This is a genomic window from Bradyrhizobium sp. S3.12.5 (assembly GCF_040548225.1).
In the GTDB taxonomy this organism is placed as follows: Bacteria; Pseudomonadota; Alphaproteobacteria; order Rhizobiales; family Xanthobacteraceae; genus Bradyrhizobium; species Bradyrhizobium cytisi.
Genome location: NZ_JBEPRF010000006.1, coordinates 260,694 through 279,104, shown reverse-complemented (window position 1 = coordinate 279,104; position 18,411 = coordinate 260,694). Strand labels below are relative to the sequence as shown.

The window sequence follows — 18,411 nt, the reverse complement described above, 5'->3', positions numbered from 1 at the left end:
AAAACGCAACACGTCCGTTGGCCGGTGAACCAACGGCGACGCCACGCAGGCATCGGAGGCGAGATGGCCTATTCGATCGCGACGGCAAGGCGGCCGATCAGGGCCGCCACTTCGTCCAGCCGCGCCGAATCGGGGGTCTCGACCGCGCGGGCCAGACAAGCCAGGCATTCATCGTCGCTCAGCTCGGGAATATCGGCCGGCAGAATCGAGGGGGCCAGGTGGGCGCGGTCGATCTGGATGTCGGGCATGGGAATCAGCTCCGTAAGAGTCCGGCCTCACCAAGCTCGATTCGAATTAAGTCGATTTGGTGCCGTCTGCGTAGTGGGGATGCCGCCGTCCCACACATCCGCTTGAGCGCGATTCTGCTGGACGCAAGCGTAACGACGCGGAGAAACTGATCGTGCGACATCGCGCGCCGCATCAGCGAACGCCAACAAATAATTGAAAACGAAGCGGAATTTGGCTCCCCGGGCTGGATTCGAACCAGCGACCATCCGATTAACAGTCGGATGCTCTACCGCTGAGCTACCGAGGAAAAGGCGAACCAGTCGTTCGCGCGCGGCTGCGTATAACAAAGCCGGTTGCGCTTGCAAAGGACGAATTCGTCATCCTTCGCAAAGCATTGAGGAAGGGCCCGCCGGGTCCCTCTTCGGGCCTGGGTCAAGTCAAGATTACTCAGCGGTGAAGGACGTGGTCTTGGTGCCGGGATCGTAGCGCAGCCGAAGCGCGGTCATCTTGCAGAGATTGACGTTCTTCCAGAGCACCGACTCGTCATAGTTCTGCCAGTCGACGCGGATGTTCCAGACGCAGCCCTCGTCGTCCTCGTCGAACTCGACATAGGTCGAGGCCTGGTTCTGCAAAACCTTGTCCAGCTCGTTGTCCCATTCGTCCAGGCCATCGTCCGGCGCGTTGAAGCCGAGGAATTTGATGGCATAACCGGTCTCGTTGACGACGGTGACGTTGCGGGCATCGGCGGCGAACGACGACGGAGTGGCTGCAATCGCAAGTCCGATCGCGATCAGTCCAGACAGAAAAAACTTCATGTGAAATTCTCCGGATCGTTGCGCGACGCGAGACGCGCAACGAGCCAGTTCATATCGTTTCGAATTCTCCGCAGCAATGAACCGGCATTCATAGATCGGCGGTGTTTGTCTTCTCCGGCCCAGGTACGGCCGGCGACGTTACCGCGGCACCATTGGCCTTGCCGGTAACAGCGCCGACCAGCGCCTTCACGGGATCATCGCCCGGCGCAAAGCCGCTCTGGCGCAGGATCTCGTCGATCATGGGGCGCAGCGCGTGGACCTTGAGGAGCTCGCCGGCGAGCCCCTCACCGAAGCCGACATTGCCACCACCGATGCCACTGCCGCCGAACGCGCCGCCGGTGTGCAGGATCCGAACATCCTTGAGGTTTCCGATCGGCCTGACCATCTCGGCCAGCGCCGACGGCATCGTCTCAATCCGCTTCTTGGCGAGCTCGAAGTCGATCACGTTGGCGCCGAGCTTGTTCTGCGCCTCGTTCTTGAGCGTGATGATTGCAGCCTCGGCCTCGCCGATGTTCCTGACACCGACCGCCTTGATCTTGTTCGACTCGGCTTCAGCCGTGGCCAGCGTCTTGACAGCCTCGGCGCGGTCCAGCGACGCCTTCTTCTCGGCTTCGGCCGCCACGATCAGCTCGGTCGATTTGCGCTCGGCCTCGGTGCGCGCGGCGAGCACCTGGGTCAGGCGGGAACGGTCGGCGACCTCGACGGCGCGCGCGGTCACGACCTTTTCCTCTGCCGAGACGGCGAGCGCTTCAGCGGCCTTGGCCTCTGCGACGGCTTCCGAGGTCTGCTTGCTCTTGGATGCGATCTGGATCTCGTTCTCCTGCGTTGCGATCTGGATTTCGCGCTGCGCGTCGGTTTTGCGCTTGTTGATCGCCAGATCGGACTCGATGACCGCGGTTTCCTTGACCTGCTTGGCGCCAGCCTCCTTCTCCGCGACCGCACGGTCGGTGTCGATGCGTGCGTTCTCCTCGGTCAGGCGCGCGGTCTGCGTCGCGGTTGCGACTTCAGCCCTCGTGCTCGCGGTCTTGTTGGCGATGTCGCGCTCCTGCGACAGCTCGGCCTCCTTCTTGGTCCGCTCGATCGTCAGCGTCTGCTGCCGCGCCTCGAGGTCCTTTTGCGCGATTGCTACTTCGTTGTCGCGCACGATCGAGTTACGGTCGCGCCTGCGCGTCTCGGTGACGGTTTTCAGCTGGGTCAGGCCTTCGGCGTCGAAAAAGTTTTCCGGATTGAAGAACTTCACATCGGTCTGGTCGAGCTTGGTCAGCGAAACCGACTCCAGCTCGAGACCGTTGGATTTCACGTCGGACTCCACGGTCGCCTGCACGTGCTTGACGAAATCGCTGCGCTTTTCCTGCAGCTCCAGGATGGTCATGGTGGCCGCCACCGAACGCAGGCCGTCGACAAATTTTGCCTCGACCTGGTTACGCAGGGCTTCGGCGTCATTCGTCAGCGCGCCCAGCGTCTGGCTCGCGAGCGCAATACTCTCATCGTCGGGCCGGACGCGGACGTAGAATTCGGCGACGATGTCGACGCGGAGGCGGTCCTTGGTGATCAGGGATTCCCGCTCCTTGCGCTCGACGGTCAGCCGCAGCGTCTTCAGATTGACGCTGGCGTAGGAGTGGAAGATCGGCAGGATCATGGCGCCGCCATCGAGCACGACCTTCTTGCCGCCGAGGCCGGTGCGCACGAAGGCCTCGTCGCGGGTGGCGCGCTTGTAGAGGATGGTGAAGACGATCCCGAGGACGACGATCAGCGCGACGCCGATCGTGGCCGGGACTGCGATGTCAAACATGACTTTCTCCAATAATGACTTGCTGGCTGCTTAGATTGATTAGAGTGGACTTGTTAGAGTGGGCCTGGACGGATTGAGTTCATCGTCGGCCTTGACCGCCACGAAGCGGGTGCCGGTGCGATCGACCAGAAGGACCAGGGTTCCCTGCGGCAATGGGCCCGATGCGGGCGCTGCAACCGCCCAGACGAAATGCCTGTTGCCGTGGATGTCGGCGACGCTGACGCGGCCGGGCGGCCCCTGATCGAGCGGGCCGATGACGACCTCGCCGACGCGGCCGACGAGATCGCCGAGGCCAACCACATAGCTTTCATCCCTGGGAATGATCCGCGCGATGGCCCCACTTGCGGCGCGGACCAGCGGCACCGACACCGCCACCGCCCCGACTGACGCGAGTGTCGCCGGCAAGGGACCGGCGATCATCCGCGCAATGTCCTGGATCAGGAAGCCGGTGATGGAAAAGGCGCCGAGCGCCAGCAGCAGGAAGATCAAGAGCGGCACGCCGCCGACATTGATCCAGGAGATGGCGTTGATCACCCCATTGTCGCTGGGATGACCGAAATCGATGTTGGTGCCGAGCATCTCGCTCAGCGACGCCCCGACCAGCATCGAGACGACCTCAATAGAGCCAACGATGAGGATCATGGCCGCCGCGATCGCGAACGGCCTGACCTCCGGCGAAATCACGTGCTCGAGCAGAGCGCTCATGACACATTACTCAAGAGCGCGATTTCAACCGCGCCAGCCTCGCTGCAATCTCCTTGTCGCGATGCAACGTGCTGAGCTCGTCGATGTCGCTCGAATACGGAATGCCTTGCGGCACGCCGGTGGCGCGCGCCACAGCCTTGCCCGCACGCAGTGCTTTCGCCGCGGCCGAGGCGCCGCCGTGCTTTTGGGGTGATGTCGAGGCCTGGTGGCTTGCGAGAGCCTCGCTCTTCTGGAGATCGGCGCGGCGCTGCTCGGCATCCTGGAGCGCCGACAGCACGGCACGCAGCGAGGTGACACTATTCTCGATCTTCTCATTGTTCTCGTCGATGGCGCGGGAGAGCACCTCAAACTGCGCCTCCAGATCCATCTGCCGCGCGATGCCGGCGCGGGCGAGATCGTCGCGGCTATCCGCGATCGCGCCCTCGATCTTTGCGGCGAGATCTGTCATCTCGCGCTCGATCTCGGTGCGCCGAGCATTGAGCCGGTATTCCTCGGCACGCGCGGCCGCGAGCGCATCGCGCGCTTCGCTCTCCGCGCGCTCGATCTCGCGGATGGCCTGTCCGACCACCCCAAGCTTGTTCTTGCCTTCCGCCTGCTCGATCGCGTCATAGGCGATGCCGGCGATCAGACGTCCGACCCGGGACAGGAAATTTTCGGGAGCGGCAGCGATGGTATCCATAGCGTTCTCCTCCTCTGGCAGACTGTTCGGCGTGACGCCGTAGTGAACCTCGAAACCGTCGTCGGTGCGGATCAGGTGCGCGGGCACGCTCTGCCCCCAGCCCTCCGCGTAGCCGACGTAGTCGAAGGGCACGCTGAAGCGGCCCTGCACGGTTGAAATCGAAATGGTCGCCGGGCCCTTGATCTTGGCGAGCTTGTCGTCGAGCGGCAGGCGGCGGCCTTGCGCTGCGCGATAGTCGGCGCGGTCGCGCAGGCCCAGCGTCACCAGCCGCGACGGCAGCGCGGTCTGCTTGCGGATCGGCTCATAGGCATGGGCATGCAGCAGGACGACGTTGGAGCCCACATTATGGGTCCGCGCGACCTCGTCGAGGATCTCCATCATGCGGTCATAAGCCCTAAACGTCGCCTCCATCGCGGCCCTGGCGGCCGGGTCAGGGGCTAGCCTGTAACGCAGCGCCGAGGGCGCATGTCGGGGCGACGGGCTCATGGAAAGCACTAAAGCACCATTTTAGTGCTTTACAAGAGGGAAGGTCGATCACGTTCCGCTGATCCTGATGCACTCTGAGGGTTAGTCGCTGTCACCCCGGGCCGCGTTCAAGGCGGGCCATCACCTCTAGATCACCGCCAATCAAAGACTTCTTGCACGCACGGGTTGCAATTTAAGCAAAGGCGCGAGCTGCGTCCGCGGCATGAGACCGAGGTTGAGACGCATGTCCTCTCAGCTCCGTCATTGCGCGGAGCCCGCGACAAAATTGCGAAGCAATTTTGCGCTGGTGCGACGAGGCAATCCAGAGTCTTTCCGCGGTGGGATTCTGGATTGCTTCGCTGCGCTCGCAAAAACGGAGCTGGATGCAACACCTCGCGCCACCAACTCGCACTGCAACCCGAATTCGGTAAAGTGGAATATTTCTGTGGAGGCGGGGTGACCGAGCCCCTGGCGTGTTTTGCCCGTCGGGCAGCACAAAGGCTTGTAGGTGGGTTAGCCGAAGGCGTAACCCACTCTGCGTAGCTTTCGAATTATTTAGTGAAGCGCTTTGACAGAGATATGACGCTCGAAAGACGCATCTGCTTTGAGGGTCCGCGGTACCGTCACGGCCTTCCACAGCCTGTCCGCAGCATATCCACAGGGCGACTATGCCGGATTCGTGAGCCCGCACGAGCCACTTGCTGCGCACAAATCCACAGGCCGCGCTCAGCCGCCGGCCTGGTCGAACATGGTGCGGCAAGCCTCGCTCAAGCTTGACCGGTTACGGCGCAGGCACGCCGTGATGGCGCGGACGTTGGGGATTTCGCCGGCGCAGAGCCGGTAGACGTCGGGGGTGCAGGCCCGGCGCTGCTCCGGCGTGCCCTGCTGCGCCTGGGCGGCGCTGGCAAACAGCGTCAGGAACAGCCCGACCGTCGAGGCACGACGCGCCCGGCTTCTCACACCCGCAAACCGCAAGAACCTCGCCTTCATGACCGGTCTCCTGTCTGCCCTGCTCGCGCCGGCCCGCGTTGGCCGGCATGTGCAAAGAGGTAGGAGGAATAAATCGCGCCGGATGTGATCTCTTTCACACTGGCGGGGCGGCGGAGGAACCTAGTGTCTCCGCGGGGATTTTCAGGAATCGCTAACCAAACCGATCTCGATCGCCCGATCGTTAAAATGCGAGCGATCGGGTCAATCGGGAAACAAGCCGGCTTTGCGACAGTGCGCCATCCGCGTTCGGGAGGGTGTGATGAGCGAAGCCGAATTCAACTTGCTGCTGGATACCGTCCGCGACGCCATGATCAACGAAGATTTCGCGCCCGCGCCGGAGCAGGAATTCGTGCCCCGCTCGTGGAGCTTTCACCCGACGCCCAAGAAAAATCCAATGGCCAGAACTCCAATGGCCGCGAATGATAATGAGGGTGCCTGGCCCCTCGTCCCCTTTCCAGACGGCTGGTACGCCGCCTGCTGAGGCGTTGTCGCTAAGACCGACGTCGTGCGACGGCCGCGGGGTTGCCTAAACCGCTGATCCCCTATATTGCTCCGCCCTCGTTGAGGCCACGTGGCGGAGTGGTTACGCAACGGTCTGCAAAACCGTGTACACCAGTTCAATTCTGGTCGTGGCCTCCATCACAACTCCCTGATATCCGAGCATAAAACCGCCCCCAAGCGCCGGTCGTGCCGCGCCTGCGGGCATCGCCCTCACCGGGTTTGCCCGGGGTGGTTGGAAACCCCGGATTCAGGTCGCTTGGCATAAAGTTCGCATCACCTGGGTGATGCAGTCCCAACAAGCGAGCGCTGGAGAGCACGTGGGCGAGATCGTCCGACTTATCCCGAAGTCCGAGCTGGAGCGAGCTCGCCTCATTCGTGAGGCGCGCGCGATCTATGACAGCATCTTCCCGCCTTCCGCGCCCGACCAAGGGACGCAGGACGACGAGGAGAGCGTCGAGAACTAGCAGGCTGAAGTCAGGACCGTTTGCCGCGGCGGAAATCGCGTCGCCGGCCTTTCGGCGCCGGCTTTGGCGCCAGTTCCGGCATCTCGGCCTGAACCTCGCGGTAGCGCGTCAACAGCCGTTCAAAGCTCGCGTTCAGCGTCTCGGCGATGTCGGGGCGCCGCTCGAGACCGGCCAGCAGCGTTGCGGCTGCCTCGATGGTCGACAGGCCGTCCTTGCGCGGCTCCCGGCGCAGCCGCCCGTAGCGCGAGGGCTGCGCGGGATTGAGGATCACGCGCTGGCATTTCAGCATCCAGGGATTGCGCCACCACAGCGCCTTGGCCTGGCTCCAGGTGCCGTCGAGCAGCACCACACCCTCGAGCTTGCCGAGGATGGCGCGCTGGCTCTCCGCGACCTCGCCCTTGCGGTTGAGTGCAACGATCTCACCCTCCACTTCGAGGTCGGCCGCGCGGGCCGAGCCGAGATAGAGCACGGCCCAGTGCGAGGCGTTTTCAACGGGGTGACCGAGCGCCTTGGACAGGCTCGGCCAGGACAGGCCGACCCGCAGCGTCGCCTTGGGGAAATGCTTCGCAGTCAGCCGCGCAGTGCCGAGCGCCCTGTCCTGCTCCTGCGGATGCTGGAGGATCAGGAGTCCGAGGCGGCTCTCGATCGGCGTGACACTGTCGCAGATGCAGAGCGGCATCGGCTTCTGGCAGTGCGGGCATTCGGGAACAGGCTCCGGCGCTGCGGCCGTGGTTTCAGCTGGGTTCGACATGCCGCCGCTATACGCTTGAAGCGGTGCTGCAACAACCTATTCCGCCGGCGCCGCGAGTGGCTGCGGCTCGGACCGCCGGCGCAGGCGGTCGATCAAGAGGTAAATCACGGGTGTCGTGTACAGCGTCAGAATCTGCGAGACGAACAGGCCGCCGATGATGGTGATGCCAAGCGGGCGGCGCAGCTCCGTGCCGGGACCGGTCGCGACCACCAGCGGAATGCCGGCGAACAGCGCCGCCATGGTCGTCATCAGGATCGGACGGAAGCGCGCCTGGCAGGCCTCGAAGATGGCTTCCGCCGATGACAGGCCGCGCTGGCGCTCGGCATCGAGCGCGAAGTCGACCATCATGATGCCGTTCTTCTTGACGATGCCGATCAAGAGGATGATGCCGACGAAGGCGATCACCGTCAGCGGCGTGTTGGTGATCTGGAGCGCGAGCAGCGCGCCGAGGCCGGCCGAGGGCAGCGTCGAGATGATCGTGAGCGGATGGGCGAGGCTCTCATAGAGCACGCCGAGCACGATATACATCGCGACCAGCGCGCCGAGGATCAAGAGTGGTTGACGCCCGCTGGTCTTGGCGAAATCGCCGGCATTGCCGTCAAAGCTGCCGCGAATGCCCTCGGGCATGTGCAGCTCGTCGACCGCACGCTGGATGTTTTGCGTAGCGGCCTGGAGCTCCACGTCCGGCAAGGTGTTGAACGACACCGTGGTCGAGGGCACCGACTGCGAATGATAGACCGCAAGCGCAGCGAGCCCGCGCGTCGCGTGCACCACGGCGGACAGCGGCACCTGCACGCCGCCAGCGCCGGCGACATAGATGCGATCGAGGTTGGACGGATCGACCTGGAATTTCGGATCGATCTCCAGCACGGTCATGTACTGGTTGCGCTGGGTGTAGATGATCGAGATCTGGCGCTGCGAGAAGGCGTTGTTCAGGGCATTGTCGATGTCCTGAACCTTGACGCCAAGCGCTGCTGCCTTCTGGCGGTCGATGTTCAATGTCAGCTGAAGCCCGCCGGGATCGCGGTCGCTGGAAATGTCGGTGATGCCCTCGACCGTCTCCATCCGCTTGGCCACGATCGGCGCCCACTTCTGGAGCAGGTCGAGGTCGGTGCTTGAGAGCGTGTATTGAAAGTTGGAATCGCTCTGCCGGCCGCCGGCGCGGACATCCTGGGCAGCAAACATGAAGAGACGGATGCCGGGCACGGCGAACAGTGCCTTCCGCAACCGGTCGATCACGACCTGCGTCGAGATGTGGTCGCGCTCCTCGGGCGGCTTCAGGCTGATGAACATGGTGCCGCGGTTGGAGGTCGCCGCGCCCGGCCCCCCGCCTCCGCTGCCCACGGTCGAGCCGATGCCGGCCACGGCCGGATCCTGCATCACGATGTCGGCGAGGCGCTGCTGCAGCGTCAGCATGGACTGAAACGAGATGTCGGCCGAGGCGCGCGTCGCGCCGATGACGAAGCCGGAATCATCCGTCGGGAAATAGCCCTTGGGCACCTTGACGTAGAGCATCACCGTCAGGCCGATGGTGGCGAAGAACACCAGCAGCGTCAGCAGCGGGAACTCCAGCACCGCGCGCAGGGTGCGGGTGTAGAACGAGACGATGCGCGACAGCGAGCCTTCGATCAGGCGGTCGAACAGCGTGGCGGACCCCGAAGTGGTCTGCCGGATGTAGTGGGCGCAGATCATCGGCGTGACCGTCAGCGACACCAGGGTCGAGACCACAATCGCGAAGGTCAGCGTTAGCGAGAATTCGCGCAGCAGGCGGCCGACGATGCCGTCCATGAAGATCAGCGGCGTGAACGCGGCGATCAGCGACAGGCTGATCGAGACCACGGTGAAGCCGATTTGCTTGGCACCCTCCAGCGCCGCCTGCATCGGCCGCATGCCGTGCTCGAGATTGCGGAACATGTTCTCGATCATGACGATGGCGTCGTCGACCACGAAGCCGACCGAGATCGCCAGCGCCATCAGCGACAGATTGTCGATCGAGAAGCCGGCGACCCACATCCCGGCGCAGGTGCCGGCCAGCGCCAGCGGCACCGAGATGCCGGCCGCGATCGTCGGCGTCACCCGGCGCAGGAACACAAACACCACGACCATGACCAGGATCGCGGTCGCCAGCAGCGTCCATTGCATGTCCATCACGCTGGCGCGGATCGTTGAGGTGCGGTCGACCAGGGTGGAGACGTCGACGCCGGCCGGGATCCATTGCTTCAGCGCGGGGATCAGCGCCTTGACCCGGTCGACCGTGTCGATGACGTTGGCGTCGCCCTGCTTGGTGATCTGGATCAACACCGCCGGCTGCTTGTTGAACCAGGCGATCGAGCGCGCGTTGCGGACGGAATCCTCGATGTCGGCGACGTCGGAGAGCCGGACGAAATTTCCGTTCGAGCTCTTGATGACGATGTCGCGGAATTCCTTGGCCGTGCGCATCTGCCTGTTCAGCGACAGCGTCTCGCTCTGGCGCTCGCCGTTGAAGATGCCGACGGGACCGAGGGGATTGGCGTTGATGATGGCGGTCCGGACGTTGTCGGTCGCGATCCCCGCATTCGACAGCGCGACCGGGTTGAGCTGGATCCGCACCGCCGGCTGGTCGGCGCCGCTCACGGTCACGTCGCCCACGCCCGGCACCTGCGAGATGCGCTGCGCCAGCACCGTGTCGGCGACGTCGTAGATGGCGCTGGCGGACAGCGTCTTGGAGGTCAGCGCGAGCACGAAGACGGGCGCGCCGGCCGTGTTCGCCTTGCGGAAGCGCGGCAGCGCCGGCAGATCGCTCGGCAGGTCGACCAGCGCGGCGTTGATGGCGGCCTGAACGTCGCGCGCGGCCTTGTCGATGTTGCGGCCGATGTCGAACTGGAGCTGGATGTTCGCCGTGCCGAGCGACGAGGTCGACGTGATCTGGTTGATGCCTGCGATTTCGCCGAGCCGCCGCTCCAGCGGCGCAGCCACGGTTGCAGCCATCACCGACGGATCGGCCCCGGGTCGGTTCGCCGAGACGAAGATGGCGGGGAAGTCGACATTCGGAACCGAGGCGACGGGCAGGAACTCGTAGGCGACGCCCCCCAGCAGGAACAGCCCGATCGACAGCAGCGTGGTCGCGACGGGGCGGCGGATGAAGGGCTCAGAGATCGATACCATCACTGCATCCCCTCGGTCGCGCCGGCCGTGGGCGGCGCGTCGGGCTCGGGCGGCGGCAGCGCCTGCTCGAGGCGGCGGTTGATGCGGTCGAGCGCGAGGTAGATCACGGGCGTGGTGTAGAGCGTCAGCAGCTGGCTCAGCAGCAGGCCGCCGATGATGGAGATGCCGAGCGGAAAGCGCAGCTCGGCGCCGGTGCCGCTCTCGATCGCCAGCGGCAGCGCGCCGAACAGCGCGGCCAGCGTCGTCATCATGATCGGGCGGAAGCGCAACAGACAGGCCTGCACGATCGCCTCATGCGCCGGCATGCCCTGCCCGCGCTCGGCCTCCAGCGCGAAGTCGATCATCATGATCGCGTTCTTCTTGACGATGCCCATCAGCAGGATGATGCCGATCAGGCCGATGACCGAGAGATCCTGTCCGCACAGGATCAGCGCCAGGATGGCGCCAACGCCGGCCGAGGGCAGTGTCGAGAGGATCGTGATCGGGTGGATGTAGCTCTCGTAGAGCACGCCCAGCACGATGTAGATCGTGATCACGGCGGCGAGCAACAGCCAGGGCTGGCCGGCGAGCGCCTTGGCGAACTCGGCGGCATCGCCGGCATAGACGCCGACGATGCTGTTGGGCATCTCGATCCGGGTCTCGATCGCCTTGACCGCCTCGACGGCGTCGCCGAGCGCGGCGCCCGGCGCGAGGTTGAAGCTGAGCGAGATCGCCGGGAATTGCGCCTGGTGCGAGATTGCAAGCGGCGCCGTGGTGCGCTTCAGCGTGGCTACCGCATCGAGCGGCACCTGGGCGTTTGGCGCGCCGACGAGGGCGCTGCTGGCGCCGCCCGGCAGGTACAGTTTTGACAGGATCGAGGGATCACGCTGGTACATCGGCAGCGCCTCCAGCACCACGCGGTACTGGTTGGCCTGGCCGTAGATGGTCGAGATCTGCCGCTGGGAAAAGGCGTCGTTCAGCGTGTCGGTGATGGCTTGCAGGCTGACACCGAGCTGGCCGGCGCGGGTGCGGTCGACGTCGAGCTGCGCGCGCAGGCCGCCTTCCTGGGCCTCCGAGGAGACGTCGCGGAACAGGGGATCGCGCCGCATCTCGTCGACGAGCTTCTTCGCCCATTCCGACACCAGCGTCGCGTCGGTCCCGGTCAACGTGTACTGGTATTGCGAGCGGCTCGACTGGGTCGATATCTGCACGTCCTGCACCGGCTGGAAGTAGACGGTCATGCCGGGGATACCGGAGACCTTGTCCTTCAACCGGGCAATGACCGCGCTGACATCGTCGCGCCGCTCGCCGCGCGGCTTCAGCGTCATGACGAGGCGCCCGACATTGGTGGTCGGGTTGACCGAGCCCGCGCCGATCACCGAGACCACGCCTGTCACGTCAGGATCGGCCTTGATGGCGTCGGCGGCGTCGGCCTGCCGCTTTTGCATCTCGCCGAACGACACATCGGGCCCGGCTTCCGTCACCGCCGTGATCGAGGCGCTGTCCTGCAGCGGCAGAAAACCCTTGGGCGCGACGACGTAGAGGACCAGGGTCGCGGCCAGCGTCGCAAAGGTCACGACCAGCGTGGTGCGCTGATGCCGCAACACCACGAGCAGCGTGCGGTGGTAGAACTCGACGGTACGGTCGATGAAGCGGCTGACGGCGACCAGCCCCGGCACCGCGAACTCCTCATGGGCGTGCTTAAGCAGCCGCGAGCACATCATCGGCGTCAGCGTCAGCGACACCACGGCCGAGGTCACCACCGCGATCGTCAAGGTCAGTGCGAATTCGCGGAACATGCGGCCCACGAGGCCCGACATGAACAGCAGCGGAATGAACACTGCGATCAGCGACACCGTCAGCGAGATCACGGTGAAGCCGATCTCGCTGGCGCCCTTCAGCGAGGCCTGCATCGCGCTGTCGCCGTTCTCCATGTGGCGGACGATGTTCTCGATCATGACGATGGCATCGTCGACGACGAAGCCGGTGCCGATCGTGAGCGCCATCAGCGACAGGTTGTCGAGGCTGAAGCCGGCAAAATACATGATGCCGAAGCTCGTGATCAGCGACAGCGGCAGCGCGACGCCCGCGATCAGCGTGGCGCGCAGCGAGCGCAGGAACAACAGCACCACCAGCGTCACCAGCACCACGCTGAGGACCAGCGTGAACTGCACGTCGTGGACCGAGGCGCGAATGGTGACGGTGCGGTCGGAGACGATGGTCAGGTTCACGCCGGCCGGAATCGCACGCTGGACTTTCGGGATCTCGGCGCGGATCTGGCTGACGACGTCGATGACGTTGGCGCCGGGCTGGCGCTGGATGTCGATGATGACGGCCGGCGTGCCCTGGTACCAGCCGCCGGTGCGGTCGTTCTCGAGCCCGTCGACGATCTGGGCGACGTCGGCGATCGTGACCGGCGAACCGTTGCGATAGGCGATGATGATGGGACGGTAGGCCTCCGCGGCGGCGATCTGGTCGTTGGCCGCGATGGTGTAGGCTTGCTGGGCGCCGTCGAGCGAGCCCTTCGGCCCGGAGACGTTGGCATTGGCGATGGCGGCACGCAGATCTTCCATCGCGATGCCGTAGGCCGCCAACCGCGCCAGATCCGCCTGGATACGCACGGCCGGCTTCAGCCCGCCTAGCACGGACACACGTCCAACGCCGGAGATCTGGCTCAGCCGCTGCGCCAGCAGCGTGTCGGCGATGTCGCTCATCGCCCGTAGCGAGATCGTGTCCGAGCGCAGCGCCAGCGTCATGACCGGCGCATCCGCCGGGTTCACCTTGGCGTAGGTCGGCGGATACGGCAGCGTCTTCGGCAAGACGCCCGCGGCCGCGTTGATCGCGGCCTGCACGTCCTGGGTCGCGCCGTCGATGTCGCGGTTGAGGTCGAACTGCAGCGAGATCTGGCTGACGCCGAACGAGCTCGTCGAGTTCATCGCCGTCAGCGACGGAATCTGCCCGAGCTGCCGCTCCAGGGGCGCAGTGATCAGCGAGGCGATCACGTCGGGGCTCGCGCCGGGCAACTGCGTCGAGACCTGCACGGTCGGGAAATCGACCTGCGGCAGCGCCGAGACCGGCAGCGCGAAATAGCCGAGCGCCCCGCCGATCAGCAGGGCAATGCCGAGCAGCGAGGTCGCGATCGGCCGGCGGATGAAGGGTTCGGAGACACCCATGAGATGCGCCTGCCGCTCAGGCGGCTGTTGCCGGGATCATGGCTGCTTGGCTCCAGGTCCCGATGATTGAGCCCCCGGCCCCGGCGCCGGGCCTGTCTGGCCCTTCTGGTCGCCCTCACTGCTGCTCCGCTTGGCGCGGTGCTCGCCGTCCTTGCCCTGTCCGTCCTTCTGGCCGTCCGGCGCACGCGTGCGCTTGCGCGGGGCGAGATCGGCCGACGGCGTCTGCTCGTCGCGGCCAATGATGACCTTGGAGCCGTCAGACAGATTGGCGAAGCCCGTGGTGACGACCTTGTCGTTCGCGGTGAGGCCGCTGGCAATGACCGCATCATGCTCGTTCTGCTGCGTCACCGTCACGGGCTTGGCCGAGACGATGTCGCCCTCGCCAATGACATAGCTGAACGTGCCGATCGGTCCGCGCTGTACCGCCGATGTCGGCACCACCAGCGCCTGCGACAGGGTTTCGACCTTGAGGCGGACGTTGACGAACTGGCCGGGCCAAAGCTGGTAGTTGGCGTTGGGGAATTCGGCCTTGAGCTTCAGCGTGCCGGTGGTCTGGTCGACCTGGTTGTCGATGCCGGTGAGCTTGCCGGTGTCGATCACGGTGACGCCGTCATTGCCGAACACGTCGACCGCCAGCGTGCCTTTGGCGGCGGCAGCATTGACGCGCATGATCTGCTGCTGCGGCAGGCTGAACCACACCGCGATCGGCTGCAATTGTGTGATGACGACGAGGCCGGTGGTGTCGGCGGCGTGGATGATGTTGCCCTGGTCGACCTGGCGCAGGCCGGCACGGCCTGACAGCGGCGCCACGATCTTGGTGTAGCTCAGCGTCGCCGCCGCATTGTCGATCGACGCCTGATCGGCCTTGACCAGCGCCTCGGTCTGCGCGACCGCCGCGCGCTGGGTGTCGGCCTGCTGCTTCGAGCCGGCATTGGACGCCGCGAGCTGCTCGTAGCGCGTCAGATCGATGCGCTGATTGGCGAGCTGGGCTTCGTCCTGGGCTTTCTTGGCGACGGCCTGGTCATAGGTCGCCTGGTAGAGCGCCGGGTCGATCTCGCCGAGCACGTCGCCCTTCTTGACGTCCTGGCCTTCCGTGAACTTCACCGCGATCAGCTTGCCGTCGACCTGCGAGCGCACGGTGACCGTGTTGAGCGCGCGGATCGCGCCGACGCCGTCGAGATAGACCGGCACGTCCTGGACCTTGGGCGTCGCCGCCAGCACCGGCACCGGCAGATCGGGCCGCTGCTGGTTGCGACCGTTCCCCGCCTGCTGCGGCTGCTGGTGCATCACGGTCCAGCCGAGATAGCCGAGGCCGCCGAGGATCGCGAGCGTGATCAGGGTCATGACGAAGCCGCGGCCGCGCGACTTTTTCGCCGTCCCCACTTTCGCGTTGTCCTTCGTATCCGGCTTAAAGAGCATTGACCGGTTTCTCCATTCGCGGCTCCCAGCCGCCGCCGAGCGCCTGATACAGGCTGACAATGGCAAGAAGGCGTGCGAGCTGCGCCTGCGCCAGCGTGTCTTCGGCCTGGAATAGCGTCAGTTGGGTGTTGAGCACGGTCACGATATCGGCGGTGCCGGCACGCAATTGCTGCTCGGCGAGGTCGAAGGCACGCTGCGAGGCGTTGACGACATCGCGCTGCAATTGCAGCTTGATCGTGGTCTGCTTGATCGAGAACAGCGCGTTGTCGACGTCGGTGAAGGCCTGGACGATGGTCTTGCGGTAGGTCTGGAGCAACTCCTCCTGCCGCGCCTTGGCGTACTCGAAATTGCCGAGGATCTTGCCGCCGTCGAAGATCGGCTGGGTTGCGCTGCCGACCAGCTGGAAGAACGCCGCATGCGGCTGAAATAGCGACACCAGTGCCGAGCTCTGATAACCGCCATTGCCGGTGAGCTGGATGGTCGGGAAAAACTGCGCGCGGGCGTTGCCGATATTGGCGGTCGCCGAGGCGAGCTGCGCTTCCTGCCGGCGGATGTCGGGCCGCTGCGTCAGCAGCTCCGACGGCAGCCCCGGGGTGACGCGCGGGATCGCGATCCGGTCCAGCGAGCCGCCCGCGACGCGCACGCTCTCCGGCGGACGCGACACCAGCACCGCCAGCGCATTGGTGTTCTGGTCGAGCGTCTGCCGCAGTGGCGGCACCAGCGCCTTCTGGTTGGCCAGCACGCTCTCCTGCTGGGCGACGTCGAGATCGGTGCCGGTGCCGGCCTTGCGGCGCTCGCGGATGGCATCGAGGATGCGCTGCGCGCTCGCAATATTGCGCTGGGCGGTGCGCAGGCGGTCCTGCGAGGACAGCACCTGGAAATAGGCATTAGCGACGGCTGCGAGCGTCGTCAGCGCGACGGTGTCGCGGTCGAACCGGCTGGCATTGGCGGTCTCCTCCGCCGTCTGCAGCGCGTCGCGGTTCTGGCCCCAGAAATCGAGCTGGTAGCTGGCGCTCAGCGACGCGGAGTAGTTGACAACCTCACGGCCGCCATTGGTCAGGCCCGATGCGCTCGAGCCGGATGTGCGCGAATAGGTCTCCGAACCGCCTCCCGACAGGCTCGGCAACAGCGCTGCGCCCGCCTGGCGCGCCTGGGCGTCAGCTTCGACAATCCGCGAGACCGCGGCGGCGATGTCGAGGTTGACGGTCTGCGCCTCCTCCATCAGCTGCGTCAGTTCAGTCGAGCGGAAGCCACGCCACCAATCCAGCGTCGGCGGCGCGTCCGCCTTCCCGGCGTACTTGTATTGCGTGGGGACATCGAGCGCGGGATCTGGAAGGTCCTGGGTCAGCACACAGGCGCCCGAGCTCGACGCCAGGCAGACCACGGCGAACGTACGCAGCGTTCGGGACGTAAGCTCGAGGAAGTGCCCCTTGGCGACGGCCGGAACCCGCTGTGTCACATCCACCCCCTGCCGGGCAGATCACACCGCCACCGCGCGGCCGGATTAGCCGATTCGCGGACGGACGGCCGGAGGCCTTTCTGTAACTCGTTCACGGCGTGATGCTTTCTGCGGGACCTGAGATTCATCCTAGCCGGGCGCGGAACTGCGGGACAGTCCCGCACCTGCGAAAAGCACACCTGATCGCCCCCGGCGTCTGGACGACGAAAATACAAAAAACCACTGTCTCGCAGCGGCTTTTTGATTTGTCGCGTCATTCCGAAGCGCGTTCAAGCTTACCAAGATTTCATGTGATATTGCGGCCACACTGGCCGCGAGACCAGCAAAGGCGGCCTTTGCTCCACTGAAACCTGCGCCGCAACGCACCGTAGCTTGTTTCACACAAGGCAGGACACTTTCAGGCATGCGCATCGCGGTCGTCCGCGGCGAAACCATCTTGGCGGCCGGCAAATCGCACAGCTATATTACCAGTCGCTGACCGCATGCAGGGCGCGCTCGGGTCTGGCGACATGGTGAGTTGGGCGCGGCTAGCTCGCGGTCGGATATTATCAGTTCAATTGATGGATTTTCCGATGTCGAATGCCATCTCGGTGACGCCCGAGACTGTGGAGACAACGCTCGCCGATCTGCCACGCATCGTCCGACTTGCGGTTGCCTTCGGCTCCCGGCTCAGGCGCGGAACGCTTGATGTCACCCTGCCCGACGGGCGCTTGATCCGGATGGGCGGACAGGAGCCGGGACCGAAGGCCGCGATGCGCCTGCACAATTACAGCTTTGCCGCGCGCCTGATCAATGGCGGCGATATCGGCATCGCGGAAGCCTATCTCGCCGGCGATTGGGATACGCCGGACCTGACGCAATTTCTCTACCTGTTCTGCGTCAACCACGATCTGATCCAGGCCATGCTGCGCGACAGGCCGCTGATGCGGTTCGTGCAGACGGTGCAGCACTGGTTCAACCGCAACACCCGTCGCCAGGCCAGGCGCAACATCCACGCCCATTACGACATCGGCAATGCGTTCTATTCGGCGTGGCTCGATCCGAGCATGACCTATTCGTCGGCGCTGTTCGAGGGCGCGAGCACAAACCTCGCGGCCGCGCAGACCAACAAATATCGCCGTCTCGCCGAGGCGCTCGACCTGAAGCCGGGCCAGAAGGTGCTCGAGATCGGCTGCGGCTGGGGCGGCTTCGCCGAATTCGCCGCCAAGACTTTTGGTGCACGCGTCGTTGGCCTCACCATCTCGACCGAGCAGCGCGACTTCGCGCGCAAGCGCATCCACGAGGCGGGCCTCGCCGAGAAGGTCGATATCCGACTGCAGGATTATCGCGACGAGCGGGATCGCTACGACCGGATCGCATCGATCGAGATGATCGAGGCTGTCGGCGAGCGGTTCTGGCCGCGCTATTTCGCCCAGCTGCGCGACCGGCTGCTGCCGGGCGGGCTTGTCGGCATCCAGGCCATCACGATCCAGGACCGGCTCTTCCAGGGCTACCGGCGCGAGGTCGACTTCATCCAGCGCTACGTCTTTCCCGGCGGCATGCTGCCCTCGCCCGCGGTGCTGAAGTCGCTCGGAGACCGATTCAACGTCCCTGTCATCGGCGAGCGCATCTTCGGGCAAGATTATGCCAAGACGCTTGCCACCTGGCGAAATAATTTTCGCGCGGCCTGGCCGGGCTTGGTGCCGCTCGGCTTTGACGACCGGTTCCGGCGGCTGTGGGAGTACTACCTCGCCTATTGCGAGGCCGGATTCCTGTCCGGCAATATCGACGTCCGGCAGGTCATCTTCGCAAAGCAGCAATAAGAGTTTGCCGGCCCGCCTTGCAAGGGTCGCTTGTAAGGCCGGTAG

At 65.0% G+C, this 18,411-nt stretch carries 14 protein-coding genes and 2 tRNA genes; 4 read left to right on the top strand and 12 right to left on the bottom strand.

Going from position 1 to position 18,411, the window contains the following annotated elements; all coding sequences use genetic code 11:
* Positions 1 to 68: 68 nt before the first annotated feature.
* The 7 genes from ABIC09_RS11070 to ABIC09_RS11040 form a co-directional block, all read right to left on the bottom strand.
* The gene (locus tag ABIC09_RS11070; protein ID WP_148752283.1) at positions 69 to 248 is read right to left on the bottom strand and encodes a hypothetical protein; all 180 of its coding nucleotides are present in this window, start codon (positions 246 to 248) and stop codon (positions 69 to 71) included.
* Positions 249 to 460: 212 nt separating this feature from the next.
* A tRNA-Asn gene (locus tag ABIC09_RS11065) sits at positions 461 to 535 on the bottom strand.
* A 136-nt stretch (positions 536 to 671) separates the two neighbouring features.
* Complete coding sequence (locus ABIC09_RS11060) at positions 672 to 1,043, bottom strand: hypothetical protein (protein WP_354109268.1); 372 nt, start codon at positions 1,041 to 1,043, stop codon at positions 672 to 674.
* An 88-nt stretch (positions 1,044 to 1,131) separates the two neighbouring features.
* Positions 1,132 to 2,835, bottom strand: coding sequence for a flotillin family protein (locus ABIC09_RS11055; RefSeq protein WP_354109267.1), 1,704 nt, complete (start codon positions 2,833 to 2,835; stop codon positions 1,132 to 1,134).
* A gap of 39 nt (positions 2,836 to 2,874) precedes the next feature.
* The gene (locus ABIC09_RS11050) at positions 2,875 to 3,540 is read right to left on the bottom strand and encodes an OB-fold-containig protein (RefSeq protein ID WP_354109266.1); all 666 of its coding nucleotides are present in this window, start codon (positions 3,538 to 3,540) and stop codon (positions 2,875 to 2,877) included.
* 10 nt (positions 3,541 to 3,550) lie between these two features.
* Positions 3,551 to 4,714, bottom strand: coding sequence for a PspA/IM30 family protein (locus ABIC09_RS11045; protein WP_354109265.1), 1,164 nt, complete (start codon positions 4,712 to 4,714; stop codon positions 3,551 to 3,553).
* Positions 4,715 to 5,410: 696 nt separating this feature from the next.
* Positions 5,411 to 5,674 carry a hypothetical protein gene (locus ABIC09_RS11040; RefSeq protein ID WP_148752321.1) on the bottom strand — a complete coding sequence of 88 codons (264 nt, stop codon included), beginning with the start codon at positions 5,672 to 5,674 and terminating at the stop codon, positions 5,411 to 5,413.
* A gap of 259 nt (positions 5,675 to 5,933) precedes the next feature.
* Here ABIC09_RS11040 and ABIC09_RS11035 point away from each other — a divergent pair, with 259 nt between their 5' ends.
* The 3 genes from ABIC09_RS11035 to ABIC09_RS11025 all read left to right on the top strand — a co-directional run bounded on the left by ABIC09_RS11035 (position 5,934) and on the right by ABIC09_RS11025 (position 6,639).
* The gene (locus ABIC09_RS11035) at positions 5,934 to 6,155 is read left to right on the top strand and encodes a hypothetical protein (RefSeq protein WP_354109264.1); all 222 of its coding nucleotides are present in this window, start codon (positions 5,934 to 5,936) and stop codon (positions 6,153 to 6,155) included.
* An 84-nt stretch (positions 6,156 to 6,239) separates the two neighbouring features.
* Positions 6,240 to 6,313: transfer RNA gene (locus ABIC09_RS11030), tRNA-Cys, on the top strand.
* A 179-nt stretch (positions 6,314 to 6,492) separates the two neighbouring features.
* Positions 6,493 to 6,639: a hypothetical protein gene (locus ABIC09_RS11025; protein ID WP_354036832.1), complete on the top strand. Its 147-nt coding sequence runs from the start codon at positions 6,493 to 6,495 to the stop codon at positions 6,637 to 6,639.
* Positions 6,640 to 6,649: 10 nt separating this feature from the next.
* Here ABIC09_RS11025 and ABIC09_RS11020 read toward each other — a convergent pair whose 3' ends face one another.
* From ABIC09_RS11020 to ABIC09_RS11000, 5 genes are read right to left on the bottom strand one after another with little or no spacing between them, the layout of a single operon-like run.
* Entirely contained in the window at positions 6,650 to 7,390 is a 741-nt protein-coding gene (locus ABIC09_RS11020; RefSeq protein WP_354082840.1) for a tRNA-uridine aminocarboxypropyltransferase, read from the bottom strand.
* Between the two features lie 36 nt (positions 7,391 to 7,426).
* The gene (locus ABIC09_RS11015) at positions 7,427 to 10,534 is read right to left on the bottom strand and encodes an efflux RND transporter permease subunit (protein ID WP_354082839.1); all 3,108 of its coding nucleotides are present in this window, start codon (positions 10,532 to 10,534) and stop codon (positions 7,427 to 7,429) included.
* Positions 10,534 to 13,686: an efflux RND transporter permease subunit gene (locus ABIC09_RS11010; RefSeq protein WP_354109263.1), complete on the bottom strand. Its 3,153-nt coding sequence runs from the start codon at positions 13,684 to 13,686 to the stop codon at positions 10,534 to 10,536. The genes ABIC09_RS11015 and ABIC09_RS11010 overlap by 1 nt, the downstream gene beginning before the upstream one ends.
* A 36-nt stretch (positions 13,687 to 13,722) precedes the next feature.
* Positions 13,723 to 15,105 carry an efflux RND transporter periplasmic adaptor subunit gene (locus tag ABIC09_RS11005; protein WP_354109262.1) on the bottom strand — a complete coding sequence of 461 codons (1,383 nt, stop codon included), beginning with the start codon at positions 15,103 to 15,105 and terminating at the stop codon, positions 13,723 to 13,725.
* Positions 15,095 to 16,570 carry an efflux transporter outer membrane subunit gene (locus ABIC09_RS11000; protein ID WP_502917661.1) on the bottom strand — a complete coding sequence of 492 codons (1,476 nt, stop codon included), beginning with the start codon at positions 16,568 to 16,570 and terminating at the stop codon, positions 15,095 to 15,097. The genes ABIC09_RS11005 and ABIC09_RS11000 overlap by 11 nt, the downstream gene beginning before the upstream one ends.
* Before the next feature lie 566 nt (positions 16,571 to 17,136).
* Here ABIC09_RS11000 and ABIC09_RS10995 point away from each other — a divergent pair.
* Positions 17,137 to 18,366 (top strand): class I SAM-dependent methyltransferase, encoded by a 1,230-nt coding sequence (locus ABIC09_RS10995; RefSeq protein ID WP_354109261.1) that lies wholly within the window; start codon positions 17,137 to 17,139, stop codon positions 18,364 to 18,366.
* The last annotated feature ends 45 nt before the right edge of the window (positions 18,367 to 18,411 follow it).